The sequence below is a fragment of the Leisingera sp. NJS201 genome, assembly GCF_004535885.1.
Taxonomy (GTDB): domain Bacteria; phylum Pseudomonadota; class Alphaproteobacteria; order Rhodobacterales; family Rhodobacteraceae; genus Leisingera.
In genome coordinates, this window is record NZ_CP038234.1 from 4,241,557 (window position 1) to 4,264,952 (window position 23,396).

Consider the following 23,396-nt stretch of genomic DNA (forward strand, 5'->3'; position numbering starts at 1 on the left):
ATTTCACGATGAGGCGCGCGATGCCATTTACTCTTGCCACCTGGAATATCAACTCGGTCCGCCTGCGCGAACCGATTGTGCAGAAACTGTTGCAGGAGGAAGGGCCGGATGTGCTTTGCCTGCAAGAGTGCAAAAGCCCGGTGGACAAGATCCCGTTGGAAGGCTTTGCAGCCCTGGGCTACAGCCACATGGTTGCGCGCGGCCAGAAAGGCTACAACGGGGTGGCGATCCTGTCGCGCCTGCCGATTGAGGATGCAGGGGATCAGGATTTTGCCAGCCTTGGCCATGCCCGCCATGTGGCCGGACGGCTGGAGAACGGGGTGCTGATCCACAACTTCTATGTCCCGGCGGGCGGCGATGTGCCGGACCGGGAAAAGAACGAGAAATTCGGCCAGAAGCTCGATTACCTCACGGAGATGCGCGACTGGTTCCAGACCGATAAACCGGAAAAATCCATCCTGGTCGGGGATCTTAATATCGCCCGCGCGAGGATGATGTCTGGGACCACAAAAAGCTGTTGAAGGTTGTCAGCCATACGCCCATTGAGGTGGAGCATTTCGCAGACGTGATGGACGCGGGCGGGTGGTCCGATGTGACCCGGAACGATATCCCTGACGGCCGCCTGTACAGCTGGTGGAGCTACCGGGCCAAGGATTGGGATGCCGCCGACAAAGGGCGCCGTCTCGACCACGTCTGGGCGACGCCGGACATTAAAAACGCGGCCCATTCCAGCCGGATCCTGCGGGATGCCCGCGGCTGGGAAAAGCCCAGCGACCATGCGCCGGTATTTGCAACCTTTGATCTGTGACAGCAGGCGGAGTGCTCCCGCCTGATCCGCAACATCCGCAGGATGTCTCTTCTCCGTTGGGCATGGCACTGCGCTGCCGCGCAGTGCGGTTCCGCCGCGCGTCAGCGCGGCGCCCGGCCCAACGCCGTAAAGGTTCTGGCGTAGCCAGGGCCCGCTGACGGGGCGGGAGCAATACCGCTCAAAGCAGCCAGCGGGCGTATTCGGGTGCCTGTCCTGCATGTCCTGGTAGAGCCAGACCATCCGGTCCACAAACCACAGCTTACCGCCAACCATCAGCGTCAGGCCGCCAAGGGTGAATCCGGGGTCCAAGATCCAAAGACCATAGACCCAAGGGATCGCTCCAATGCCCGACGCCCAAGCCAAACCCTTTGCCCAGCCCAGATGATGGCGCGGTATGGGAACCTGCGCCCGGTTCAGCAACACCCGCTCGCCAAATGTGCCGCGGGACGCCCAGGTGCCGGTGCTGGCAGGCAGCCCAAAGGCGCGCGGGTTCCACCAGGTCCACACCAGCACCAGCGCAATGGGCAGGACCGCAGCCCAGCCCAGCCACACCCGCGACCATACGGCGAGTGTCATCAGCGGCAGAACCGTCATCCGGCTCACGACGCTCCATGGGTTGGCGTGCCGCGCCCAAGCGGCGTCATCCATGCGCATCATCTTTTCAGATAACGCAAAGAGATCGAACCTGCGGCTGGCCATCGGCAAACTCCTCTCTTGGTTTCCGGCGCTTGGGATTCCATATAGGGGGCAAGTTCCAAGCGGAGAACAATCTGATGACCGAAATTCTTGGCAGCACCGCACCGGCGGGTGATCTGATCAAAGACGTGACCGAAGCCACTTTCATGCAGGACGTTGTCGAAGCGTCGATGCAGGCGCCGGTGATCGTGGACTTCTGGGCGCCTTGGTGCGGCCCGTGCAAAACCTTGGGCCCGATGCTGGAGGCGGCTGTCACCAAGGCCAAGGGTGCCGCCACCATGGCCAAGATCAACGTCGATGAAAATCAGCGCCTGGCGCAGGCACTGGCGCAGCAGGGGCTGCCGCTGCAGTCGATCCCCACTGTGGTCGCCTTTGTTGAGGGACGTCCGGTGGACATGTTCCAGGGTGCACTGCCGGCATCCGAGATCGAAGCCTTTGTGAACAAGGCCATCGAGGCAGGGGGCGGGTCAGCCGACGGCGGTCTGGGCGAGGCGCTGGAAGCAGCCGAACTGATGCTGACTGAGGGTGCCGTGGCGGATGCCGCGCAGACTTTTGCTGCCATCCTGGGCGAAGATGACAAGAACGCCGCGGCTTATGGCGGATTGGCACGCGCGCATATTGCGCTTGGCGATCTGGATCAGGCGGAGGCCGTTTTGAATGGCGCACCCGCCGAGATTGCGGATGCAGCCGAGATCGAAGCCGCGCATGCGCAGATCGCCCTGGCGCGGCAGGCCGAGAATGCTGGCCCGGTGGGGGAATTGCGGGCTGCGGTGGACGCCAGTCCGGAGGACCTGCAGGCACGTTTCGACCTGGCGCAGGCGCTGCATGCGGCTGGAGATGCAGAAGCCGCAGTAGACGAATTGCTGGAGCTTTTCCGCCGTGACCGCGAGTGGAACGAGGGTGCTGCCAAGGTACAGCTGTTCACCATCTTTGATGCGCTGAAACCCAACGACCCGGTGGTTCTCAACGGGCGCCGGAAACTTAGCTCAATGATATTTGCCTAAGACCGGGGCAGCACTACACTCTGTCCCATGATCCAGCCTGCTGATCTGCCGGACACGATTGCCGTGTTCCCATTGCCCGGGGCGCTTTTGCTGCCCCGGTCGCGTTTGCCGTTGCACATTTTCGAGCCGCGCTACCTGCAGATGCTCGAAGATACGCTTAAGACGCGGCAGCGTCTGATAGGCATGGTGCAGCCCTGCCCGGGTCCGCATGGAACCGGGGAGGAGCTGCACGCGATTGGTTGCGCCGGGCGCGTCACACAGTTTTCCGAGACAGAAGACGGACGGTACCTGGTCACGCTTTCAGGCGTGTCCCGGTTCCGTATTACCCGTGAAGCCAATGGATTTACCCCCTATCAGCGTTGCGATGTCAGCTGGACGGGATTTGACAGGGACCTTGGCCGTTCCGAGGCGGATGATACCCTTGACCGGCCGTCTTTCCTGGATCTGCTTGAGCGGTTCTTTTCTGCCCGGAGCCTGTCAACCGATTGGGAAGCCCTGAAAGACGCGGACGACGAGCTGCTGATCAATTCACTGGCGATGCTCTTGGAATTCGACACCGAAGAGAAACAGGCCTTGCTCGAAGCGCCCTGCCTTGCCACAAGGCGGGAAACGCTTGTCACTTTGATTGAATTCGCCCTGCGCGGCGGCACTCAGGAGGAAACCCTGCAATGACCGAGACACATGCGCCTGCCTTTGACCGCCGGATGCTGGAAGCGCTGGTCTGCCCGCTGACACAGGCGGTGCTGGAATACGATGCCCAGGCGCAAGAACTGATTTCGCGTGCTGCCAACCTTGCCTTTCCGATCCGCAATGGCATCCCGGTGATGCTGGTGGACGAGGCGCGCGCGCTGGACTGACGCTGCACAAAGGCAGCGCCTAAGCCTTAGATTGCTTGCCCTGTTAAAAGCTTGGGTAAGTCTCCGGTCAGGCCTGCTGCCTCGCGCACGAAATTGCGGCGCAGGCCGGGGACCGCCCCTGCCAATCCCATTCCGATGTCACGTCCCAACCGCAGCAGCGGGTTATCGTTGGAAAACAGCCGGTTGAAAACATCCGTGGCTGCAGCCAGCGAGGCAGTGTCGAACCGGCGCCATTGCTGGTAGCGCTCCATCACCAGGGATGAGCCGATATCTTCGCCCCGCCGTGAGGCTTCGGTGATGACTTCCGCCAGAGCGCCGACATCGCGCAGGCCTGCATTCAGCCCTTGACCGGCAATCGGGTGCATCCCATGCGCCGCATCCCCCACCAGCGCCATGCGGTCGCCGATAAAGCTGTTGGCGATGGTCAGGTTCAGCGGGTAAGTGAAGCGTTTGCCTGCCAGGGAAATCTCGCCGAGGAAATCCCCAAAGCGCGGCCGCAGCGCCTGTATGTACTCGGCGTCACTCAACGCGTGGATGGCCTTGGCGGTCTCCGTCCGTTCGCTCCACACGATGGAGGAGCGGTTGCCCGGCAGCGGCAGGATCGCCAGCGGCCCGGGCGGCATGAAAAACTGATGCGCGATGCCGTGGTGTGGTTTTTCGTGGTCAATGGCGCAGACCAGGGCGGTCTGGCCATAGTCCCAGCCGGTGCGCTTGATGCCCGCCCGTTGCGCAGTGCCGCTGCGGCGCCCGTCCGAGCCGACCAGAACCTGACCGCGCAGCTCGCCGCCATCGTCCAGGGTGACAGTGACACCGCTTTGGTCCGGTGCTTGTGCAACCACGGTGCGCCCGGACACCAGGGTGATGCCCGGCGCGTCCTCCATCGCCTGCAAAAAGGCCCGGCGCAGGAAACGGTCCTCAACCATATAGCCCATCGGGCCTTCTTCCAGCTCGGCATGGTCGAAATGGATGAAAAACGGTGACGGACCGTGGCCCGCATGACCGTCTGTCACCTTGATCTCCAGCATTGCTTGCGCGTTGTTCCCGACATGCTGCCAGACGCCGGTCTGCTGCAGCAGCCGCTGCGAGGCCAGCGCCAGCGCGTAACCGCGCCCGTCAAAGCCTTCATCAGCAAGCTTGTCAGGGGTCAGCGCGTCGACCACAGTGATGCTGTGGCCGGTCTGCGCGAGGGCCAGGGCCAGCGCGGGGCCGTTCAGCCCGCCGCCCACGATCAGGATATCAGAGGCATTTTTCATGCCCCGCAATATGCGCCTGCTGGCGGGATTGTCCATCCGGGAAGCGCGGGATTGTGCCTGTGTCTTACTGCCGCTACCGTTTGCATCAACTGCATTTGGGGAGACGGGCTGATGCAAGATTGGCTGACAATGACCGCCGCCGCTTTGGGGCGGGGGATTGAGGCGGGTGAAATCGGTCCGGCGGCGCTGACCCGCTGTTATCTGAACGCCATAGATGCCCATCCGCTGAAGGACCGGATCTATACCCAAGTGACCCATGATCGCGCCCTGGCCGAAGCCGGGGCTGCGCAAGAACGTGCGGATCTGGGCCTGCGCCGGTCGCTGCTGGACGGGGTGCCGGTCAGTTGGAAGGATCTGTTTGACAGCGCAGGCACCGCAACCGAATCCGGTTCGGATCTGCTGAAGGGCCGGGTGCCGGAACAGGATGCAGCGGTTCTGCGCAACGCAACACTTTTGGGGGCGGTCTGCCTGGGCAAAACCCATATGAGCGAACTGGCGTTCTCTGGCCTTGGCTTCAACCCGATCAAGGAAACACCGCCTTGCGTCAATGATCAGTCGGCCGCGCCAGGCGGATCGTCCTCCGGGGCGGCTGCGTCGGTCGCCTTTGGTTTGGCCGCAGCCGGAATCGGCTCTGATACGGGCGGTTCGGTCCGTATTCCGTCTGCCTGGAATGATCTGGTAGGGCTCAAAACCACCTCAGGCCGGGTTACTCTGGAAGGCGTTGTGCCGCTGTGCCTGAAATTCGATACCATCGGTCCGCTGGCCCGCTCGGTGGAGGATGCCGGGCTGCTGTTAGGGCTGCTGGAGGGAACGGCGGGACCGGATTTGCGCAATCCCGGATCGCTGAAAGGGTGCCGGTTTGCCGATTTGCAGAATGTGGCGCAAAACGACTTGGACCCAAAGGTTTCTGCCGCTCATCGTGATACGCTGCAGCGCCTGAAAGACGCTGGCGCAAGAATCGTGCCGCTGGAAGTTCCAGAGCTGGAAGAGGCCATGGCGCTGAGCCCGATTCTCTACACCACCGAAGCCTACGGCTTGTGGAAAGACGTGATCGAGGCAACGCCGTATCTGATGTATGCGGAAATCCTTGAACGCTTCCGCACCGGTGCGCAGTTCAGCGGACCGGATTATGTCGCGGCCTGGGCTAAGCTGGAGCAATGCCGTATGGCCTGGGATCAAGCGGCAGCCGGGTTTGATGCGGTGCTCAGCCCCGTTTCGCCAATTTTGCCGCCGAACCTGCAACGGCTGCAAAGCGATCATGACTATTATGTGCAGTCCAACCTGCTGGCACTGCGCAATACGCGGATCGGAAACCTGATGGGGCTGTGCGCGCTTTCGCTGCCCACCGGCACACCCAGCTGCGGCCTTCAGGTGCTCGGCCAGCCGGATTGCGAGGAAGCCTTGCTGCGCACCGGTGCCGCGATTGAAATGGCCTTGGCCTGAAAGCCACATTCGGCCCAGCGGGCCACTCACCGGGTGGACGCACCCGTCCGCCACCTGTAACCTGAGGCGCAAACGGGGCGCCAATGATCCCGTGACCGAGGCATTAGATATGGATTTTCCTGAGCGGTTTTCAAACCTGCCAGCCTATGCGTTTCCGCGCCTGCGGGCGCTGTTGGACCATCACACCCCTGGCGGGGATGTGGTGCATATGACCATTGGCGAGCCGAAACATGCGTTTCCGGCCTGGGTCACCGATGTCATCACTGAAAACGCCGCCGGGTTTAACCAGTATCCTAACAATGATGGCACGCCCGAATTGCGCGGTGCCATCGCGGGTTGGATTGCCCGCCGTTACGGCGTAACCGCCGACCCTGAAACGCAAGTCATGGCACTGAACGGCACCCGCGAAGGGCTGTACAATGCCGCCATGGCGCTGTGCCCTGAGCAGAAGAACGGGCAAAAGCCGGTGGTGCTGATCCCGAACCCCTTCTATCAGGTCTATATGGTGGCCACGATTTCGGTTGCGGCAGAGCCGGTTTTCGTTCCCGCAACAACGGCCACCGGCCATCTGCCGGACTACGGGAACCTGCCCGAAGATGTGCTGAACCGTACCGCTGCGGCCTATATATGCTCGCCCGCCAATCCCCAGGGCGCTGTCGCGTCGCGCGGTTATTGGACCCGGCTGATCCAGCTGGCAGAGAAATACGATTTCCGCATCTTCGCAGATGAATGCTATTCCGAGATTTACCGCGATGAGGCCCCCGTTGGCGCATTGACCGTCGCCCAGGAGCTGGGCGCTGATCCTGAGCGTGTGGTCTTGTTCAATTCCCTGTCGAAACGTTCAAACCTTCCGGGGCTGCGCTCTGGTCTGATTGCTGGCGGTCCCGAGACCATCAAACGGGTCAAACAACTGCGCGCCTATTCCGGCGCCCCGCTGCCGGCCCCGTTGCAGGCGGCCGCGGCCAGGGTCTGGGCGGATGAGGCGCATGTGGCGGAGAACCGCGCGCTTTATCAGAAGAAATACACAATAGCCGATGAGGTCTTTGCCGGCCTCAACGGATACATGGCGCCCGAAGCGGGCTTCTTCCTTTGGCTTCCGGTGGAAAATGGCGAGCAGGCCGCACTGAAGCTGTGGCAGGAGACCGGCGTGCGGGTGCTGCCCGGCGCCTACCTGGCGCAAGGCGCGCCGGGACAGAACCCGGGCGAGACATATATCCGGGTGGCGCTGGTCGCCCCCGCCGAGGACACCCGCGCGGCGCTAAGCACGCTGCGCGGCTGCCTGTACTGAAATTCTGCTGCGCGGCCCCTGGTTTGGGGCCGCGCAGCCAAGACTAATAAACGGACAGGTTCGTGACCTTGCGTGTAACAGCGGGCACGGGCAAAAGAAACGGAACTGAGGTAGGCATGGCATTTCAAACCCGCAGCCGCGATCCGCTGCTCGACAGCAATATGCAGGCGGCTATTGAAAAGCGCGGCAAGGAATTAATCGGGGTTGCATTGATCCTCGTGGGGCTGATGGTTGCCGCCATGCTGGGGTCGTATACGCCGGACGACCCGAACTGGACCGTGTCTACGGACGCGCCAGTGCAGAACTGGCTGGGCCGTCCCGGCGCTTCTGTCTCTTTCATCCTGATTACCTTGTTCGGCAAGGCCAGCTGGGCCGTGCCTTTGTTCCTGTCAGCCTGGGGGCTGCGGTTTGTGCTGCACCGGGGCGAGGACCGGGTGGTCTGGCCGCTGCTTTTGTCGGTGCCATGGCTGCTGGTGGTGGCGCTGCACATGGAAACCCTGAACGCCAGCTCCACCTGGCAGCAGAACTATGACTTCGGCCTTGGCGGCATGGTCGGTTACACCTTCCTGGGCGCATTGCTGGCGCTGCTGCCCGTGGGCCTGCATTTCATGGTGAAAATCATGTCGCTGCTGAGTGCCGCGGGAATGCTGGCGCTTGGCTGTGCGGTGCTTGGGTTCACCTGGCCCGAGGTGAAGAAGGGCCTGCACAAAGTGATGATTGGCCTGATCCTGGGCTATGGCGCTGTGGCCGCATTGCTGGGGCGCGGGGCGTCCAGCGGGCTGCAGGCCGCAATGACCTATCGTAAAGCACGGGCGGAACAAGCGGAAGAAACTGCCTATGACGCTGCTGACGCTGAGCCGGAGATGTTCGAGGATTATGCAGAAGACGCATACATTGCAGACAGTCAGGAGGAAGAACCGGAAGCGCCTGCCAAAGGCGGCCTGCTGTCACGTGTGCCCGGCCTGATCCGCCGTGTTGCACCTGCGCCGGCGGCGGACAGTGCCTATGCGGCTGACATGCAGGATGAGGGCGAGGCTGAATTTCCGGCTGATGGCGAGGGCGGCGAAGACCGGATCTCCCAGAAAATCGCCAATGCTGTGCGTATTCGCCGGGCAGCAGATGTGCCGCCGGAGCAGGATCCGGCCCTGCCGCTGACCAAAGGCCGCGGCCAGCGCCCCGCGCCGCTGATCTATAACCCTGCCATGGAGCAGGACGGGCTGCCGCCTGAGCCGCCGCTGACCGCTGCGCTTGCAACGATGCCGCCGCTGCCGGAGGATCCATCGCTTTCCTGGCAGGCTTCCGCAGATGACGCCTTTGGTTCGGATGCATCGGATGCTGGCCTGCGGGACGAAGATGAGATTGCAATGGCCGCTTCGGATCACAGTATGATCGCTCCGGACTACGTGCCGTCCGAGGATCTGCCGGATGCTGCGGAACCGCCTGCGCCAGTTCACTCCGCGCCTGTACCGCGCCCGGCGCCGGGACCGCGTCTGACCGTTGATCTGCCCGTGGCCGAGCCGCGCAAGGCAGTGGTCGAACAGCCGGCACGCAAAACCGTACAGCCCTCGGCGCGTGCCAAGGCCGAAGCGCAGCCCAATCTGGCGTTCGATCCCAGCGGCAGCGATTTTGAGTTGCCGCCGCTGAGCCTGCTGACCAACCCGACCGGCGTCGAGCGTCACCACCTGAGCGACGAAGCGCTGGAAGAAAATGCGCGGATGCTGGAGGCCGTTCTGGATGACTATGGCGTCAAGGGAGAGATCACCTCGGTCCGTCCCGGTCCCGTTGTCACCATGTATGAGCTGGAACCGGCACCGGGCCTCAAGGCATCCCGGGTGATTGGCCTTTCCGATGACATCGCCCGCTCGATGTCGGCGCTTTCGGCACGGGTCTCAACCGTGCCGGGCCGGACGGTGATCGGTATCGAACTGCCGAATGAGAAACGCGAAAAGGTGGTCCTGCGCGAGATCCTGTCGTCGCGGGATTTCGGCGACGGCAACCACGCGCTGCCGCTGGCATTGGGCAAAGACATCGGTGGCGATTCCATGGTCGCCAACCTCGCCAAAATGCCCCACCTGCTGATTGCCGGCACCACGGGTTCCGGTAAGTCGGTGGCGATCAACACCATGATCCTGTCGCTGCTGTATAAGCTGACGCCAGATGAATGCCGCCTGATCATGATCGACCCCAAGATGCTGGAGCTTTCCGTCTATGACGGTATCCCGCATCTGCTCTCACCAGTTGTGACCGACCCGAAGAAGGCCGTTGTGGCGCTGAAGTGGGTGGTGGGCGAGATGGAAGACCGCTACCGCAAGATGTCCAAGATGGGTGTGCGCAACATCGCCGGCTACAACGGCCGCGTTAAGGAAGCGCTGGCCAAGGGCGAGATGTTCTCGCGAACCGTGCAGACGGGTTTCGACGACGACACCGGCGAGCCGGTGTTCGAGACCGAAGAGTTTCAACCCGTTGTTCTGCCCTATATCGTTGTGATCGTTGACGAGATGGCAGATCTGATGATGGTCGCCGGCAAAGAGATCGAAGCCTGCATCCAGCGTCTGGCGCAGATGGCGCGGGCTTCGGGTATCCATCTTATCATGGCGACACAGCGCCCCTCGGTTGACGTGATCACCGGCACCATCAAGGCCAACTTCCCGACCCGGATTTCCTTCCAGGTCACCTCAAAGATCGACAGCCGCACCATTCTGGGTGAAATGGGCGCTGAACAGCTCTTGGGTATGGGGGATATGCTGTACATGGCCGGCGGCGCCAAGATTACCCGCTGCCACGGGCCGTTCTGTTCGGACGAAGAGGTCGAGGAAGTGGTCAACCACCTCAAGCAATTCGGCCCGCCGGACTATGTCGGCAGCGTTCTGGATGGTCCGGCTGACGACAAGGCTGATAACATCGATGCGGTTCTTGGACTGAACACCGGCGGCAATACCGATACTGAGGACGCTTTGTACGACACCGCAGTTGCCATCGTGGTCAAGGACCGCAAATGCTCCACCTCCTACATCCAGCGAAAATTGGCGATCGGTTATAACAAAGCCGCGCGGCTGGTTGAACAGATGGAGGACGAGGGCGTCGTGTCGGCTGCCAACCACGTGGGCAAGCGGGAAATTCTGGTTCCCGAACAATGAGCTGACGAAAATTTGCCGATGCCGGATCCGTAGTGTTCCGGCATCTTCACTTTTGCAGCAGCGTGCCTATGTTGAGGCCATGAAACGGATTGCACTCGCCTTTGCGCTGACCCTTGCTGCACCGGCCGCCTGGGCGGCTGAGCAGCTTAGCCTCAATGAGATTTCCCGTTATTTGAACGGGATTTCCACCGCCGCCTCCCCCTTCACCCAGATCAATGACGACGGCAGCCTGTCGACGGGCAAGCTTTACATGCACCGCCCGGGCCGGATGCGGTTTGAATATGACGGCAAGGGCGGCGGTACCGTGGTTGCCGGCGGCGGGGCAGTGGTGATCCACGATCCCAAATCCAACCAGCCGCCCGAGACCTACCCGCTCAAGCGGACACCGCTGTCGATCATCCTGGACCGCAACGTGAATTTAGGGCGTGCAAATATGGTGGTGGGGCACAGTTTTGACGGCACCTCTACTATTGTGCGGGCACAGGACCCGGAACACCCGGACTATGGCAGTATCGAAATGATGTTCACCGGCGCGCCGGTAGAGCTGCGCAAATGGGTCATTCACGACGGTGCGGGCGGCCAGACAACCGTGATTCTGGGTGCAATGGAAACCGGCCAAAAATTGTCCTCCAGCCTGTTCACCACCAGCGGCAGATCCCGCTGAAGCAGCGGCTCCCGCGCCCGCGGCTGCACCGGCCTTGCCGGAACAGCCTGACGGCCTTGGGCCCGGCACCGGGCTGGCGCCCGGTGCGGCTCCGCCTGAATTCAGCAGTTAGGGAACATTAGTCCAGGCCTGACATGCGCTTTGGTGCAGTGTTAGGCCCAACAGCTGAGGGGGCTTCACAAAGAACGCCCCTTCGGTACCTCAGCGGAACTTACGGCAGGTTGCGAGCTGAGCCTGATAAGTCAGGGCGCGGGATTCGACCTGTCCTGCAACACGCTGCAGCCACGGTTTGGACCGGTAGCTGCCGCGTGAGTAGCCATAATGCCCCTCGTGGTAGGCGAGATATTGATTGCGCGCGTCATACAGTTGGATGCCGTTCTTTTCGCGGCTCTTGCGCATGTACCACCCCATGAAATCGGCCGCATCGCTGATCCGGTCGCGCTTGGCCCGCCGCCTGCCGGTATCGCGCCGGTAATCATCCCAGGTTCCGTCCAGCGCTTGGCTGTAACCGTAAGCGCTGGATTGCCGCCCGACCGGGATCACTCCCAGCAGGTACTGGTGCGGCGTGCGGGCATCGCCACGGAACCGGCTTTCGTGATAGATCGTTGCCATCTGCACATGCACCGGGACACCCCAGCGGCGTTGGGACGCGCGGAAGGCTTTCAGGTATTCGGGCCGCTGCTGAATGATGCTGCACGCATTATCCAGATTGCGCGGCGGCGCTTTGTGCCCGCCTCCGCAAGACGCAACCGCCATGAGGAGAACGAGGGCGCTGATTATTCTGCTCATTGCCTCTGCCCATTTTTGATTTGGGTTATTTTGCGGCAAGTTTAGCGGATTGCGGCAGGTGAGGAAATCACAATTACAGAATCTGGGTCGGCAGCAGTGGCAGCTATGCAGTTGATATCAGGGTTGAGACCGCCACAAGCCCGGCCAAAGCGCTGGAATCGGCTTCAAATTTTCTGTCCGGTCAATTCCAGCGCATTGGTCAGAAAGCGCGGTGTATCCAATTCCTGCCACAGGAACAGCCCGCCAGGAAGCGTTGCCCAAACTATCAGTTCCGGATAGCTTTGCTGTCGGCATTGCGGCCCGCCACCAGATAGTTCCTTTGGGTGGAGGACAGGATGGCTGAAACTGCAAGCATGCCAACGGCATAGTCCAATCCGGCCTCGCCGAAGGCAAACATCGACAGCGGGAGCCCAGATCGCCGGTATTGCCGAGGATGAAAGGCACCAGATAGGTGCAACGGTCCAGATGCGCTGTGCGGCAGGCAATTCCGCCTCTGCCGGCCAGCACCGGATGGCCTGCCAAGTCGGCCAGCAAAAAGGCCCCGGGCGCCCCCTTGTCCAGCTCCGCTTTCATCAGTGCGGTGAAGATCAGGCAGGCACCGCCAGGGTCATCGCCATCCGGGTGACAAACTGCGTGCGGTACTCGAGCCTGAGTTTCACCCAAGTGTACCGGCCATGGCCGGCAGGAACACCGGGGCGGTGATTTCGAGTACTGTCAAAGCGAGGTTCACAGTCTGTTTCCCTGAAAATTTACGTCAAGAGTTGGACAATTGCTTGGCGCGCGCGCTATTTACAATGTACGGGGGCGAACATGACCATGATGAGAACACGCGCAAAATACAACCTCGGGCAGGTCGTCCGCCACCGGAAGCATCCCTTCCGCGGGGTGGTCTTTGATGTTGATCCCGAGTTCTCCAATACTGACGAATGGTATGAGGCGATCCCGGAAGACAGCCGCCCGGTAAAGGACCAGCCGTTCTACCACCTGCTGGCGGAAAACGACCAAAGCTACTATGTCGCCTACGTCTCTGAGCAAAACCTGGTGGCGGACTATTCAGGGGAGCCTATAGGCCACCCGGATGTCCCTGAAATGTTTGGTAATTTCGATGGCGGCGCCTATGCGTTGCACTATCAGCTGAACTGAGTTCCGCTGTTTCCGCCCAGCCGGAACTCCCCTTCATCAATATCCCAGTGCGCAGCCGTCTTTGCGCGGATCACTGGCGCCCTCCAGCACGCCCGAGGTGTGGATCCGGATCGCTTGCGCGCCGCCCAACGGCGTGTCCGGCACCACCACGCGATGCCCCATATCCGCAAGCTTCCGGCGAACCTCAGCCGTATAGCCGCGCTCAATCTTCAGCACACCGTTATCGGCAAAGCAGCGGGGGGCATCGACAGCGGATTGCAGGTCCATGCCAAAATCAACGAGGTTGGAAACCAGCCGGGCGTGGCCGGTCGGCTGATAACCGCCGCCCATCACGCCAAAGGGCATGATCACCTCTCCGTCTTGCTGCAGCATGGCGGGGATGATCGTATGCATCGGTTGTTTTCCCGGTCCGAATTCATTCGGATGACCCGCTTCCAGGGTAAAGCCGGCGCCGCGGTTCTGCAGCAGGATACCGAATTGTTCAGACGCAATGCCCGAGCCGAAACCGTGGAATATAGAATAGATCAGCGAGACGGCCATGCGGTCCTTGTCCACCACAGTTAAATAGACCGTGTCCCTGTGTACCGCCTCGGTTAGCGGCTGCACTGCCGGCAGGGCGTGCTTGGGGTCGATCAGCGCGGCAAGCCGGGCAGCCGTTTCGGGTGCCAGCATATGCGCCAGCCGGGAGGTGTGATCCGGATCGGCCAGGAAGCGGTTGCGCGCATCATAGGCAAGCTTGGCGGCCTCCGCCTCGATATGCGCACGTTCTGCGCCAAACGGATCCATGTTAGAAATTTCAAAATGCTTGAGTATGTTCAGCAGTAAAATCGCAGTTGCACCCTGACCATTGGGCGGATGCTCGGTCAGGCCCAGGCCATTGTACTGGCCGTCAACCGGCTGTGTTGCAAAGCTGCTGGCAGCGGCGAAATCCGCCAGAGTGTGGACGCCTCCAAGCGCTGTCAGCGCTGCGGTCATATCTTCGGCCACTTCCCCGGAATAAAAGGCATCCCGCCCGTTTTTCGCGATGCGGCGCAGCACTTCGGCCTGCCCGGGTGTGCGGAACACATCGCCGCTGATGAACGGCTGGCCGTCTTTCAGGTAATGGTGCCGCGCCGCGCCTTGCAATGCCGCTGCGCCGTTGATCCAGTCGAACGCCGTGCGCGGCGCCACAGGAACGCCCTCTTCGGCATAGTGGATTGCCGGTTGCAGCAGCGCATCAATCCCAAGCCGTCCTTCGCTTTCGGCAAGGCGGCAGAACGCGTCAATCGCGCAAGGGATAGTCACCGCATCGGGGCTGCCCAGCGGAACGGATTCCAGCCCTTGTGCCCGAAGCGCAGCAGCGCTGGCCCCGGCAGGGGCGCAGCCCGATCCGTTCAGCGCCTGGATGCCCTGTCCCGGGCGGGAATGCAGAACAAAGCAATCCCCGCCGATGCCTGTCATTTGCGGCTCGCAAATCCCCAGTAAGACCGCCCCGGCCAAAGCCGCGTCCATTGAATTGCCGCCGCGTTTCAAGATGTCGACGGCGACGCTGGCAGCTAGAGGATGCGAGGTTGCACACAGGCCGTTTTGGGCCAAGACGGCTGATCGCCCCGGAAGATGAAAGTCGCGCATTTCCCTGCTCCTGCCGTCACCTTGCAAAGGCTAGGCGCACACGGCAGGAAGGCAATTCAAATCTTCAGCGGCTCTGAAAGAACGGAACGTCACCCTGGGTCAGGAATGCGGGCCAATGCAAGTATCCCCGGTGCCGCGCACTGGTGGGGGCTAGAACACGCGGTACCGGGGGAAGCTCATTTCAGCTACAGTTTATAAGTCGCATATCTATCGGGCTGAGGTGGGCCGGGATTGCGGCGCGATTATGACAAAGCGTTAAAATGCAGCAGACCCGCAACCGTACCTCTGCAAACCGGGGGCTGTTCAGACTTCGGCTGGGGGCTGGTCACTTTGATTTCGAAGCAGAGCGATAGATTGTTGTTTCCCTCCGAACGCTCATACTGGACTTGGCTTGCCAATTCGCGGATCAGAAACCAGCCGAACCCGCCTTCGGGCATGCTTTCAACCGGAACGCTGATATCAGCAGGTTTGCCCTCCGGCAATTCTCCCTTAGCAAAGGGAACACCGGCGTCCTGGATGCTGATCCACAAACGTTCAGGATAAAGCTCAGCCCGGATCCGCACGTCTCCTGGAGGCGCACTTTCATAGGCGTGCTCGACTACGTTGTTCACAGCCTCGGTCAGAGCGATTTGAACCTCATCCACACGGGCACCCGGGATCCCTAGGGACCGAAGCTGGTCTACAACCGATGAGATGCCGGAGCGGGCATTCAGGTTCGTAGCCGTGAACGAGCAGGCAAAAGTTTTTACCATCGATTTCTCGCTTTGCACTGACAGCGCATTGGTCTTCAGGAGTTTGCGCCAGCCGGAGCGATTGCGTCGCCAAGGGAACCATAAAGGTCAAAGATCGTGTCCATGCGGGTCAGCCGGAACACTTTTTCGACCATGGGGGTCAGCCCGGCGAGATCCAGTTTCCGGGTGCCGCCAAGCTGTTTCATCGCGGCGACGATCGCGCCAAGCCCGCTGGAATCGATAAACTGCACTTCGGAAAGGTCCAGGATGACACGGTCCGCACCGGATTCTGTTTCCGTGCGCATGTCCTCCTTGAACTGGATGGCCATGGCGGCATCAATGCGTTCGGCATTGACTTTAACGATCTGTGCATCGTCCGTCATGGTGGTCGTCAGGCTCATTTTGATCCCCCGGGATGTAACGTCATTTGTCAGCACTCTAGACCGCAAAGCTTACTATTCTGTAGGTATTATTTTGACGATTGGAGGAAAATTGCATGAAAGATGTTGTTATCGCCGGAGCGGCCCGGACGCCGATGGGCGGGTTTCAGGGCATGTATGACGGGGTGACGGCTTCGGAACTGGGCGGTGCGGCCATCCGGGCGGCCCTCGAAGGCGCCGGTGCTGCCACTGTCGATGAGGTGCTGATGGGCTGCGTTCTGCCTGCGGGCCAGGGTCAGGCGCCGGCGCGTCAGGCCGGATTCGCCGCAGGCCTGGGCGATGAGGTGCCGGCCACGACCCTTAACAAAATGTGCGGCTCTGGCATGAAAGCGGCGATGATCGCCTTTGACCAGATCGCGCTGGGCCACGCGGATACGATGATCGCCGGCGGCATGGAGAGCATGACCAACGCGCCGTATGTGCTGCCCAAAATGCGCGGCGGCGCCCGCATCGGCCATGGCCAGGTGATTGACCATATGTTCCTGGACGGGCTGGAAGATGCCTATGACAAGGGCCGCCTGATGGGCAGTTTTGCCGAGGATTGCGCCGAGAAATTCCAGTTCACCCGCGAAGCTCAGGATGAATACGCACTGAAGTCGCTGGCCAACGCACTGGAAGCCCAGGAAAGCGGCGCATTCAACGGGGAAATCGCGGCTGTTTCCGTAAAATCCCGCAAAGGCGAGGTGGTGACCGATGCGGATGAACAACCGAAATCGGCCCGCCCGGAAAAAATCCCGACGCTGAAACCTGCTTTCCGCAAGGGCGGTACTGTAACGGCGGCGAATGCCTCCTCCATTTCTGACGGCGCGGCAGCACTGGTTCTTGCCTCAGCCGAGGCTGCCGAGGCGCAGGGATTGAAGGTCCGCGCCCGGATCCTGGGCCACACCAGCCATGCGCAGGCCCCGGGCTTGTTCACAACCGCGCCGGTTCCCGCTGCGCAAAAGCTGCTGAAAAACATTGGCTGGCAGGTTGAAGACGTTGACCTGTGGGAGGTGAACGAAGCCTTTGCTGTTGTGCCGATGGCCTTTATGCATGAAATGGGCATCTGCCGCGATAAGATGAACGTGAACGGCGGCGCCTGTGCGCTGGGCCACCCGATCGGGGCGTCCGGTGCCAGGATCATGGTCACGCTTTTGAACGCGCTGGAAAAACGCGGCCTTAAGCGCGGTGTGGCGGCAATCTGCATCGGCGGCGGCGAAGGCACGGCTATTGCAATTGAGCGGGTGTGACATTCACCTTTGAAAAAATACTCTCGGGGTGAATTGACCGTCAGGTCAAGAGGGGGCAGACAGCCCCCTCAATGCGTTGAAGGAGAGGCGGGCATGCAGGCTGATTTCGGAACCCTTGCCAAGACCATCGCGTCGCTGACCGCTGGCGAAACGGATGAGGTTGCGCTGATGGCCACTGTCGCCTGCGAAGTGCATCACGCCGACGACCGGTTCGACTGGACAGGCTTTTACCGCGCCGTTGCACCGGAATTGCTGAAGATCGGCCCGTATCAGGGCGGGCACGGCTGTTTGCAGATCCCGTTCTCCCGCGGCGTTTGCGGCGCGGCGGCACGCACCGGAGAGGTGCAGCTGGTGGCGGATGTGGAGACCTTTCCCGGCCATATTGCCTGCGCTTCTTCCACCCGGTCGGAACTGGTATTGCCGGTTTGGAATGCCGCAGGCGCGCTGATCGGGGTTTTCGATATCGACAGCGACCAGCCGGACGCCTTTACTCAGGAAGATGCTGAGCAGCTGGCAGTAATCCTGCGGCAGGTCTTCAGCCGCAACTGATTCGCGCTTGCAGGGGCTTTGCCCCTCGGCCTTGCGGCCTCACCCCAGGGTATTTTCACCCAGAAAGAAGCAGCCCGGTGCCTGAAGGCGCTGGGTTTTTTCTTGGTTCGCGGTCAGTGCATGAAAAAAGGCTTGGAAATTTCACGATCCCAAGGCATCGTGAAAAACGAGAGCATTTTTTCACGAGCGGGGAGAGAGCCGGTGAACGATCAAACCCTGGCAGCGGCGACACTGGGGGCGGACATCCGGGCCTTGCGCAAGGCGCGCGGGCTGACGCTGTCGGATATCGCGGCGATGCTGAACCGCTCGGTTGGCTGGCTCAGCCAGGTTGAGCGGGACATGTCCGAACCTTCGATTTCCGACCTGCGCCAGATTGCCGAGGCCCTGGGTGTGCCGATGTCGATGCTGTTTGCCCATACCGGCGCTCCGGCGGATGAGCATGGCTATATTGTTCGCGCAGGCTCGCGCCGTCCGATGGGCTCGGGCGAGGAAGGGCTGATCGAAGAGCTGCTGTCGCCCGACTTGACGGATGATTTCGAGATGGTGCATTCCACCTTCCGCCCGAAATCAAGCATGCAGACACCGGCCCACCGGCCGACGCAAGAGGTTGGCTATGTGATCTCGGGTAAGCTGGATCTGCTGATCGGGGGCCGCAGCTTCACCGTTGGCCCGGGCGACAGCTTCAGGATCAAGCATGAACCTTATCAGTGGTCGAATCCCTATGACGTACCCGCAGTGGCCGTCTGGGTGATTGCACCGCCGGTGTATTAGGAGGTCTCGATGATCAAGGGATCCTGCCTCTGCGGTGATATCCGCTTTGATACCGCAGCACAACCCAAAGGCGCGTCCATGTGCCATTGCAGCCAGTGCCGCAAGCAGTCGGGCGGCATCTGGTCTTCGGCCTATGTGCGCGACCAAGACCTCAATATCACCGGTCCGGTCAGCTGGTTTGAAGCCAGCGCAGCGGCCAAGCGCGGCAGCTGCCCGCGCTGCGGCTCCTTCCTGTTCTGGAAGGCGCATGACGAAGACACCACAAGTTTCGCTTTGGGCGCTGTCGACGGGAACACCGGTCTCAGCGTCGAAAAGCACATCTTTGCCGCCTCCAAGGGCGACTACTACGAGATTGCGGACGGCGTGCCGCAAGAAGACTGAGATTAGGGAGCGAACATGTCTGATTTTCCAACCAAGGCCCGCGTGGTCATCATCGGCGGCGGTGTCATCGGCGCCTCGTCGCTTTATCATCTGGCCAAGAAAGGCTGGACCGATTGTGTGCTTTTGGAGAAGAACGAGCTGACCGCCGGTTCGACCTGGCACGCAGCCGGCAATGTGCCGACCTTCTCGACCTCCTGGGCGATCATGAATATGCAGCGGTATTCGACCGAACTGTATGCGCGCCTGGGTGAAGAAGTCGATTACCCGATGAATTATCACCAGTCCGGCTCGATCCGCCTGGGCCATACCAAGGAGCGGATCCAGGAGTTTGAGCGCGCCTGTTCGATGGGCCGTTACCAGGGTATCGAGATGGAGATGTGGACCCCGGAACAGGCCAAGGAAAATTACCCGTTCCTGGAGACCCACGACCTGGAAGGTGTGCTGTGGGATCCCTCCGATGGCGACATCGACCCGGCACAGCTGACCCAGGCGTTGGCCAAGGGCGCGCGTGACATGGGCCAGAAGATCATCCGTTTCTGCCCGGCAACCGGTGTCACGCAACAGGAAGACAAGACCTGGATCGTGCACACCGAAAAGGGCGACATCGAATGTGACTATGTGGTGAACGCCGCTGGCTATTACGCACAGCGTATTGGTGAGTGGTTCAAGCCATACGGCGGCCGCACCGTGCCAATGATGGTGATGTCGCACCAGTATCTGCTGACCGAGCAGATCCCCGAGGTGGAAGCCTGGAGCAAGGAACACGGCAAGAAGCTGCCGCTGATCCGCGACGTGGACGTGTCCTATTACCTGCGCCAGGAAAAGAACGGCTACAACCTTGGCCCCTATGAGCCGAACTGCAAGGGGGAGTGGCTGACCGAGGACAATCAGATGCCGGACGACTTCTCGTTCCAGTTGTGGTCGGACGATCTGGACCGGATCGAGGATATCGTGACCGACGCGATGGAGCGGGTGCCGCTGATGGCGTCCTCCGGCGTCAGCAGCGTGATCAACGGCCCGATCCCCTATGCGCCCGACGGCCTGCCGCTGATCGGCCCGATGCCGGGTGTCGACAACGCATTTGAGGCCTGCGTCTTCACCTTTGGCATTGCGCAGGGCGGCGGCGCCGGCAAGGTGCTGGCGGAATGGATCGTTGACGGCCAGACTGAATGGGACATGTGGGCGGTCGATCCGCGCCGCTACACCGACTACACCGACCAGGATTACTGCGATCAGAAAGGCATGGAAGTCTACGGTAATGAATACGCCATGCACTTCCCGCAGCACGAATGGCCGGCCGCGCGCGGTAAGAAGGTCAGCCAGGTGCACGGGAAGATCAAGGAACTGGGTGGCCAGATGGGGGTCTACAACGGCTGGGAGCGCGCCAACTGGTTTGCCAAAGAGGGTGATGACACCTCTGAAGAAGCCACCCACACCTGGGGCCGCTCCGGCCCGTGGCAGCAGCGGATCAAGGAAGAATGCGAAGCCGTGCGTGACGGCGTCGGTGTTCTGGATCTGCCGGGCTTCTCGCGCTTCAATCTGGATGGCGAAGGCGCCGCGGAATTCCTGCGCGGCCTGGTGACCGGCGGGTTGCCCAAGGTCGGCCGGATGAACCTGGTCTATGTCTCGGACGACCGCGGCCGGATCCTGACCGAGATGTCCTGTATTCGTCATGGTGAAGACCACTTCACCATGATCACCGCAGGCTCGGCCCAGTGGCATGACTTCGAGATCCTGCGCAAGGCGCTGCCCGCAGGCCTGACCCTGACCGACCGCACCACCGATTTTGCGACGATGATTGTCACCGGCCCGAAGTCGCGGGAACTGTTTGAGGGCATCTCTGACGCCGACCTGTCGCTGGGCTGGCTGACCCATCAGGAGGCCACGGTCGCGGGTAAACCTGCCTTCCTGGCGCGCGTATCTTATGCCGGCGAACTCGGCTGGGAAGTACACTGCGCCAACGCGCATCAGGCCGGGATCTATGCGGCGCTGATCGAAGGCGGCGCCAAACCGTTTGGCATGTATGCGCTGAACTCCTTGCGGATCGAAAAGGGCTATCGCACCTGGAAGGGTGACCTCAGCACCGATTACTCGCTGCTCGAAGGCGGGCTGGAGCGCTTTGTCAAACTCGACAAGCCGCAGGATTTCCCGGGCAAGGCCGCAATCCAAAGCGAAAAGCAGCAGGGCGTGAAAAAGTCCTTTGTCACCATGATCGTCGAAGCCGGCGATGCGGATGCGCCTTACATGTCCTGCATCTCCAAGGATGGCGAGATCGTGGGCGAGACCACGAGCGGAGACTGGGGCTATCGCGTGGGCGCCTCCATCGCGCTGGGCATGGTGCGCAGCGAACTGGCCGTGCCGGGCACCGAGCTGGAGGTAGAGATCTACGGGCAGAAATGCCGTGCCGTGGTTCAAAAAGATGAACCGCTGTGGGATCCGGCCAACGAGCGCCTGCGCGCCTGATCAAATGGCATCAGCCCGGATCGCAATGATCCGGGCTGGTACTTAATGAAAGACAGCCTGCGCCGCCGGATCGTTTCCTGTATCCTGGCGGCGCAAGGCAACCCGCACAAAGGACTGTTTGCTATGGCTGAGATCACGCTTCTGGATGGCTCGATCGGGCAGGAGGTTGTCAAACGGTCCGGCGACCGCGCAACCCCATTGTGGTCCACTGCGGTGATGGTTGACCGGCCAGGGGTGGTCGGCGCCATCCATGCCGATTACTTTGCCGCAGGCGCCACGATTGCCACAACAAACACCTATGCGGTTCTGCGCGACCGGCTGCAGCGCGCCGGTCTGGAAGATCATTTCACAGAGCTTCTGAACAAAGCCGCCGCGCAAGCGGCAACCGCGCGGGACACCCATGGATCGGGCCGTGTCGCGGCAGCGCTTGGTCCGTTGATCGCATCTTACCGGCCTGACATTTGCCCGCCGCCTGATGAGGCGAAACCAGTTTACGCAGAACTGGTCAAACTGCTGGAGCCTTCGGCGGATCTGTTCCTGATCGAAACCGTCGCCTCGCTGGAACATGCCAAAGGCGCGCTGCTGGGCTGTGCGGGTACGGACAAACCGGTCTGGCTGGCGGCCTCTGTTTCAGACGAGGACGGCACCTTGCTGCGCTCGGGTGAGCCGCTTGCCGCGCTGGCCCCGCTGGTTGAGGAATTCCAGCCCGATGCGGTTCTGCTCAACTGTTCCCGGCCCGAGGTCATCGGCGAGGGTTTGGAGATCGTCAAAGCTTTTGGCAAACCTTACGGGGCCTATGCCAACGGTTTCACCCGGATATCTGAGAGCTTCCTGAAGGACGCCCCCACCGTGGATGCGCTGGAACAGCGTCAGGACCTGGGGCCAGTGGCCTATGCGGAATTTGCCATGGGTTGGGTTGCGCAAGGGGCCACCATCACCGGCGGCTGCTGCGAGGTTGGCCCGGAACACATCGCCGAACTGGCCCGGCAGCTGCGCGCGGCCGGGCATCGGATCGTCTGACATCGTCTGACAGGGGGATCAGCATGGCAACGCAGGACAATCTCAAAACCGCGGATCCGGCCCGGGTCTGGAGTATCGACATTATTGTCAGCGAAGGATTTGTGCTGACGGAAATGTCGGCTGTGGTCGAAGTGCTGCGGATCGCCAACCGGGTGCTGGCGCAGCCGCCTTTCAAATGGACCATGCGGTCCCTGCAGGGCGGGCGCGTCGGCTGCAAGGCGGGCCTCAGTGTTGATACCGAACCTTTTGCGGTTAAGCCTGCTGCGGATTTTGCCTTCTTCCTTGGCAACTCGGATCCGGACCACCCCGGTCTCAGCCTGGGCCGGGTGATCTCCAGCTACACCTCGCGCGGCGGCAAGGTCTATCTGCTGGCCGAGGCTGCAGCCCGCTACATCCGCGATCAGGGCGGCGCGGCCGGCCGGCTGACGACGCATTGGGAAAACTCCGCGCTTCTGCGCGAGCGGATGGGGCTGAACGATTCCAGCCATGCGCTGGCCAGCGAAGACGGGCTGGTGGTGACCTGCGCCGGCATGGGGTCCACTGTGGATATCGTGCTGGCGCTGGTCGGGCGGCTGACCTCGGCTGCGGCGCAGATGACCGTTGCCAACATTATGCTGCACGAACAGGTGCGCGACTTCTCCTCGCTGCAGCCCTTTGCCGGCGCCAAGCCGACGATCACCGGCGACAGCGACCTGGATCACTGCATCCGCATCATGCAGGACAATATCGAGGAACCGGTGCCGATCAGCGAAATCGTGGATGAGCTTGGCATTTCCACCCGCTCGCTGGAGCGCAAGTTCAAGACCTTCCTCGGCACCACGCCCAACGGGTTCTACCGCGAAATGCGCCTTTCCAAGGCCAACAATCTGTTGCTCAACACCACCATGAGCGTGCGGGAGATCGGTCTTGCTTGCGGCTTCCCGAATGGCTTCTCCTCGCTCTACAAAAGCTTCTTCGGCATCACCCCCTTTACCCTGCGCAAGCGCCGCCGGCTGGGGAGGACGGTTCCGGAAATATCCTCAAAGCCGGAGAATAGCGAGGGAAGCTTGGCGTTTTTGATGCATTTTGCGCCGCCTTTTCATGGTAATCAGACGCAAACACTGACTGTGGAGCGATGAT

General features: G+C 61.4%; 21 protein-coding genes and 2 pseudogenes. 16 read left to right on the forward strand and 7 right to left on the reverse strand.

Annotated features, from left to right (window positions below; translation table 11 throughout):
• The first annotated feature begins 20 nt into the window (after nt 1–20).
• A pseudogene (locus tag ETW23_RS21015) lies at nt 21–808 on the forward strand (exodeoxyribonuclease III).
• Between the two features lie 255 nt (nt 809–1,063).
• Here ETW23_RS21015 and ETW23_RS26920 read toward each other — a convergent pair.
• Nucleotides 1,064–1,507, reverse strand: a pseudogene (locus ETW23_RS26920) (DUF6653 family protein); the annotation flags it as partial.
• A 74-nt stretch (nt 1,508–1,581) separates the two neighbouring features.
• Here ETW23_RS26920 and ETW23_RS21025 point away from each other — a divergent pair.
• From ETW23_RS21025 to ETW23_RS21035, 3 genes are read left to right on the forward strand one after another with little or no spacing between them, the layout of a single operon-like run.
• Nucleotides 1,582–2,508, forward strand: a complete 927-nt coding sequence (locus ETW23_RS21025; RefSeq protein ID WP_129372447.1) for a tetratricopeptide repeat protein — start codon at nt 1,582–1,584, stop codon at nt 2,506–2,508.
• A 27-nt stretch (nt 2,509–2,535) separates the two neighbouring features.
• Entirely contained in the window at nt 2,536–3,180 is a 645-nt protein-coding gene (locus ETW23_RS21030) for an LON peptidase substrate-binding domain-containing protein (protein ID WP_129372446.1), read from the forward strand.
• Nucleotides 3,177–3,365, forward strand: a complete 189-nt coding sequence (locus tag ETW23_RS21035; protein WP_134831146.1) for a Trm112 family protein — start codon at nt 3,177–3,179, stop codon at nt 3,363–3,365. Before ETW23_RS21030 ends, ETW23_RS21035 begins: the two co-directional genes overlap by 4 nt.
• 26 nt (nt 3,366–3,391) lie before the next feature.
• Here ETW23_RS21035 and ETW23_RS21040 read toward each other — a convergent pair whose 3' ends face one another.
• Nucleotides 3,392–4,618, reverse strand: coding sequence for an FAD-dependent monooxygenase (locus tag ETW23_RS21040; RefSeq protein WP_134831147.1), 1,227 nt, complete (start codon nt 4,616–4,618; stop codon nt 3,392–3,394).
• Nucleotides 4,619–4,729: 111 nt separating this feature from the next.
• On the opposite strand from ETW23_RS21040, the gene ETW23_RS21045 reads away from it, so the two are divergent.
• From ETW23_RS21045 to ETW23_RS21060, 4 genes are all read left to right on the forward strand, one after another.
• Nucleotides 4,730–6,061 carry an amidase gene (locus tag ETW23_RS21045; protein ID WP_134831148.1) on the forward strand — a complete coding sequence of 444 codons (1,332 nt, stop codon included), beginning with the start codon at nt 4,730–4,732 and terminating at the stop codon, nt 6,059–6,061.
• 109 nt (nt 6,062–6,170) lie between these two features.
• Entirely contained in the window at nt 6,171–7,349 is a 1,179-nt protein-coding gene (locus ETW23_RS21050; RefSeq protein WP_134831149.1) for an aminotransferase class I/II-fold pyridoxal phosphate-dependent enzyme, read from the forward strand.
• A 116-nt stretch (nt 7,350–7,465) separates the two neighbouring features.
• Nucleotides 7,466–10,486: a DNA translocase FtsK gene (locus ETW23_RS21055; RefSeq protein ID WP_134831150.1), complete on the forward strand. Its 3,021-nt coding sequence runs from the start codon at nt 7,466–7,468 to the stop codon at nt 10,484–10,486.
• A 79-nt stretch (nt 10,487–10,565) separates the two neighbouring features.
• Nucleotides 10,566–11,150, forward strand: a complete 585-nt coding sequence (locus ETW23_RS21060) for an outer membrane lipoprotein carrier protein LolA (RefSeq protein ID WP_129372440.1) — start codon at nt 10,566–10,568, stop codon at nt 11,148–11,150.
• Between the two features lie 201 nt (nt 11,151–11,351).
• On the opposite strand, the gene ETW23_RS21065 is transcribed toward ETW23_RS21060, so the two are convergent.
• Both ETW23_RS21065 and ETW23_RS26600 read right to left on the reverse strand, forming a co-directional pair.
• Entirely contained in the window at nt 11,352–11,939 is a 588-nt protein-coding gene (locus tag ETW23_RS21065) for a lytic transglycosylase (RefSeq protein WP_134831151.1), read from the reverse strand.
• Nucleotides 11,940–12,204: 265 nt separating this feature from the next.
• A complete protein-coding gene (locus ETW23_RS26600; RefSeq protein WP_282103107.1) occupies nt 12,205–12,336 on the reverse strand; it encodes a hypothetical protein in 132 nt (43 codons plus the stop codon).
• A gap of 419 nt (nt 12,337–12,755) precedes the next feature.
• Between ETW23_RS26600 and hspQ the strand changes: the two genes are divergently transcribed.
• Nucleotides 12,756–13,082 carry a heat shock protein HspQ gene (gene hspQ, locus ETW23_RS21075; protein WP_035920248.1) on the forward strand — a complete coding sequence of 109 codons (327 nt, stop codon included), beginning with the start codon at nt 12,756–12,758 and terminating at the stop codon, nt 13,080–13,082.
• Nucleotides 13,083–13,118: 36 nt separating this feature from the next.
• On the opposite strand, the gene ETW23_RS21080 is transcribed toward hspQ, so the two are convergent.
• The 3 genes from ETW23_RS21080 to ETW23_RS21090 form a co-directional block, all read right to left on the reverse strand.
• Nucleotides 13,119–14,693, reverse strand: a complete 1,575-nt coding sequence (locus tag ETW23_RS21080) for a gamma-glutamyltransferase family protein (protein WP_134831152.1) — start codon at nt 14,691–14,693, stop codon at nt 13,119–13,121.
• Nucleotides 14,694–14,935: 242 nt separating this feature from the next.
• Nucleotides 14,936–15,445 (reverse strand): ATP-binding protein, encoded by a 510-nt coding sequence (locus tag ETW23_RS21085; protein WP_134831153.1) that lies wholly within the window; start codon nt 15,443–15,445, stop codon nt 14,936–14,938.
• A 35-nt stretch (nt 15,446–15,480) separates the two neighbouring features.
• Nucleotides 15,481–15,825 (reverse strand): STAS domain-containing protein, encoded by a 345-nt coding sequence (locus ETW23_RS21090; protein ID WP_129372437.1) that lies wholly within the window; start codon nt 15,823–15,825, stop codon nt 15,481–15,483.
• Nucleotides 15,826–15,920: 95 nt separating this feature from the next.
• On the opposite strand from ETW23_RS21090, the gene ETW23_RS21095 reads away from it, so the two are divergent.
• From ETW23_RS21095 to ETW23_RS21125, 7 genes are all read left to right on the forward strand, one after another.
• The gene (locus ETW23_RS21095) at nt 15,921–17,093 is read left to right on the forward strand and encodes an acetyl-CoA C-acyltransferase (RefSeq protein WP_134831154.1); all 1,173 of its coding nucleotides are present in this window, start codon (nt 15,921–15,923) and stop codon (nt 17,091–17,093) included.
• Between the two features lie 93 nt (nt 17,094–17,186).
• The gene (locus ETW23_RS21100; protein WP_134831155.1) at nt 17,187–17,642 is read left to right on the forward strand and encodes a GAF domain-containing protein; all 456 of its coding nucleotides are present in this window, start codon (nt 17,187–17,189) and stop codon (nt 17,640–17,642) included.
• A gap of 201 nt (nt 17,643–17,843) precedes the next feature.
• The gene (locus tag ETW23_RS21105; protein WP_129372434.1) at nt 17,844–18,413 is read left to right on the forward strand and encodes a helix-turn-helix domain-containing protein; all 570 of its coding nucleotides are present in this window, start codon (nt 17,844–17,846) and stop codon (nt 18,411–18,413) included.
• Between the two features lie 9 nt (nt 18,414–18,422).
• Nucleotides 18,423–18,794, forward strand: coding sequence for a GFA family protein (locus tag ETW23_RS21110; protein WP_129372433.1), 372 nt, complete (start codon nt 18,423–18,425; stop codon nt 18,792–18,794).
• 15 nt (nt 18,795–18,809) lie between these two features.
• On the forward strand, nt 18,810–21,257 hold the full coding sequence (locus tag ETW23_RS21115; protein ID WP_134831156.1) for an FAD-dependent oxidoreductase: 2,448 nt from the start codon (nt 18,810–18,812) through the stop codon (nt 21,255–21,257).
• A 123-nt stretch (nt 21,258–21,380) separates the two neighbouring features.
• On the forward strand, nt 21,381–22,277 hold the full coding sequence (locus tag ETW23_RS21120) for a homocysteine S-methyltransferase family protein (RefSeq protein ID WP_134831375.1): 897 nt from the start codon (nt 21,381–21,383) through the stop codon (nt 22,275–22,277).
• Between the two features lie 23 nt (nt 22,278–22,300).
• Nucleotides 22,301–23,395, forward strand: coding sequence for a GlxA family transcriptional regulator (locus ETW23_RS21125; protein ID WP_134831157.1), 1,095 nt, complete (start codon nt 22,301–22,303; stop codon nt 23,393–23,395).
• Nucleotide 23,396 lies beyond the last annotated feature (1 nt).

Excerpts from the sequence above, each read along its gene's own strand:
- ETW23_RS21025 (WP_129372447.1), top strand. The coding sequence starts at position 1,582 with ATGACCGAAATTCTTGGCAGCACCGCACCGGCGGGTGATCTGATCAAA.
- ETW23_RS21030 (WP_129372446.1), top strand. The coding sequence starts at position 2,536 with ATGATCCAGCCTGCTGATCTGCCGGACACGATTGCCGTGTTCCCATTG.
- ETW23_RS21035 (WP_134831146.1), top strand. The coding sequence starts at position 3,177 with ATGACCGAGACACATGCGCCTGCCTTTGACCGCCGGATGCTGGAAGCG.
- ETW23_RS21040 (WP_134831147.1), bottom strand. The coding sequence starts at position 4,618 with ATGAAAAATGCCTCTGATATCCTGATCGTGGGCGGCGGGCTGAACGGC.
- ETW23_RS21045 (WP_134831148.1), top strand. The coding sequence starts at position 4,730 with ATGCAAGATTGGCTGACAATGACCGCCGCCGCTTTGGGGCGGGGGATT.
- ETW23_RS21050 (WP_134831149.1), top strand. The coding sequence starts at position 6,171 with ATGGATTTTCCTGAGCGGTTTTCAAACCTGCCAGCCTATGCGTTTCCG.
- ETW23_RS21055 (WP_134831150.1), top strand. The coding sequence starts at position 7,466 with ATGGCATTTCAAACCCGCAGCCGCGATCCGCTGCTCGACAGCAATATG.
- ETW23_RS21060 (WP_129372440.1), top strand. The coding sequence starts at position 10,566 with ATGAAACGGATTGCACTCGCCTTTGCGCTGACCCTTGCTGCACCGGCC.
- ETW23_RS21065 (WP_134831151.1), bottom strand. The coding sequence starts at position 11,939 with ATGAGCAGAATAATCAGCGCCCTCGTTCTCCTCATGGCGGTTGCGTCT.
- ETW23_RS26600 (WP_282103107.1), bottom strand. The coding sequence starts at position 12,336 with ATGTTTGCCTTCGGCGAGGCCGGATTGGACTATGCCGTTGGCATGCTT.
- hspQ (WP_035920248.1), top strand. The coding sequence starts at position 12,756 with ATGATGAGAACACGCGCAAAATACAACCTCGGGCAGGTCGTCCGCCAC.
- ETW23_RS21080 (WP_134831152.1), bottom strand. The coding sequence starts at position 14,693 with ATGCGCGACTTTCATCTTCCGGGGCGATCAGCCGTCTTGGCCCAAAAC.
- ETW23_RS21085 (WP_134831153.1), bottom strand. The coding sequence starts at position 15,445 with ATGGTAAAAACTTTTGCCTGCTCGTTCACGGCTACGAACCTGAATGCC.
- ETW23_RS21090 (WP_129372437.1), bottom strand. The coding sequence starts at position 15,825 with ATGAGCCTGACGACCACCATGACGGACGATGCACAGATCGTTAAAGTC.
- ETW23_RS21095 (WP_134831154.1), top strand. The coding sequence starts at position 15,921 with ATGAAAGATGTTGTTATCGCCGGAGCGGCCCGGACGCCGATGGGCGGG.
- ETW23_RS21100 (WP_134831155.1), top strand. The coding sequence starts at position 17,187 with ATGCAGGCTGATTTCGGAACCCTTGCCAAGACCATCGCGTCGCTGACC.
- ETW23_RS21110 (WP_129372433.1), top strand. The coding sequence starts at position 18,423 with ATGATCAAGGGATCCTGCCTCTGCGGTGATATCCGCTTTGATACCGCA.
- ETW23_RS21115 (WP_134831156.1), top strand. The coding sequence starts at position 18,810 with ATGTCTGATTTTCCAACCAAGGCCCGCGTGGTCATCATCGGCGGCGGT.
- ETW23_RS21120 (WP_134831375.1), top strand. The coding sequence starts at position 21,381 with ATGGCTGAGATCACGCTTCTGGATGGCTCGATCGGGCAGGAGGTTGTC.
- ETW23_RS21125 (WP_134831157.1), top strand. The coding sequence starts at position 22,301 with ATGGCAACGCAGGACAATCTCAAAACCGCGGATCCGGCCCGGGTCTGG.